Genomic DNA, 1,165 nt, shown 5'->3' with positions numbered 1-1,165 from the left:
ATAGAAAAAATATATATTTTAACTATAAATCTATTTTTATCTTATTTAATATTAAATTAATTTCATTATTATTTCCTACTAGGAGTTTCTAGAAAACTTTATAATGGAGGATTACTCCCCCTTAGTATTCTTCATTTTTTAAAAATTTACAATTTACAAATCCACATCCCCTTGAATTCATCTCCATAATTCCTGCTCCAAGAGACATATACGCTAAATTTTGAGCTCTGATATCATCAGTTATATATAAATTGATCTTATCCCCTAACAATTTTATATTCTTATATTTAACCGAAATAGGCTTTCTATTTTTAAAATCTATCTTGCTAAAAAGTCTAAAATCCTCATCCATTTTCTCACCTGTAATCGTGTTGTATTTTTTTATCAAATTTTCTTTTATTCTTCTTTCATAGTCATCAATCGACATAATATCACGCCAATATCCACTTTCATTTTTAATTATTGCAGGTGTTAAAGAATAAATTTTTTCAATATGCTTTTGAGGTATTATCTTTACTTCACTAGATAATATTTTTATAAAATCTGTCTCTGTATGCAAAAGTGAATTTGAAAAAAATTCTCCCAAATTCAAATCAATAGTTCTTATAGTCAATGTATACACCTTATTTTTTTTATATACTTTGTCCACTTCAACTGGATATGGCAAATCAAAGCAATAAAATTTATACATATTTGTGTTGTGCATTTTTAGTAATGCCTCTCTTTTTGAAAAACTATAATCGATTACTCCACAGACTTTTGACTGTATATCATCAACCTCTACATTTTCTTTTAGTAAAACTTTTACCCTTATTTGTATAACCTTCATGTTATATCCCCCTATTTATTTTTTACTTCTTATATTTTTATTATATAATCTTTTTTGTCTTTTTTTAGGCAAATTTTTACTTATTGTCGTATTTTAAGTTTTATTAATAAAAAAAACAGAAAGTAAATTAATACTTTCTGTGTTAAAAATACATCACATGTTTCTGTTAATTATAAATTACATCATTTGTTGATATTTAAAGTAAATATTATATAAATTATATAAATAATTTTGTACAATAAATAATATCAAATTTAATTTAAAGTTTCAACTTTTTAGCCTTTATTTTTTATTATTGTTCTCTTTCATAAATTTTTTTATTATATTTCTTATACT

General features: G+C 22.7%; 1 protein-coding gene. It reads right to left on the bottom strand.

The window, feature by feature from the left end; all coding sequences use genetic code 11:
- Positions 1-121: 121 nt before the first annotated feature.
- The gene (gene cas6 / locus I4U58_RS13830) at positions 122-829 is read right to left on the bottom strand and encodes a CRISPR-associated endoribonuclease Cas6 (protein WP_195931913.1); all 708 of its coding nucleotides are present in this window, start codon (positions 827-829) and stop codon (positions 122-124) included.
- Positions 830-1,165: the final 336 nt, after the last annotated feature.

Source organism: Clostridium sp. 1001270J_160509_D11, assembly GCF_015667935.1.
In the GTDB taxonomy this organism is placed as follows: domain Bacteria; phylum Bacillota; class Clostridia; order Peptostreptococcales; family Peptostreptococcaceae; genus Intestinibacter.
The sequence above is the reverse complement of the archived record's forward strand: the minus strand, read 5'-3'. Positions and strand labels throughout refer to the sequence as shown.

Excerpts from the sequence above, each read along its gene's own strand:
- cas6 (WP_195931913.1), bottom strand. The coding sequence starts at position 829 with ATGAAGGTTATACAAATAAGGGTAAAAGTTTTACTAAAAGAAAATGTA.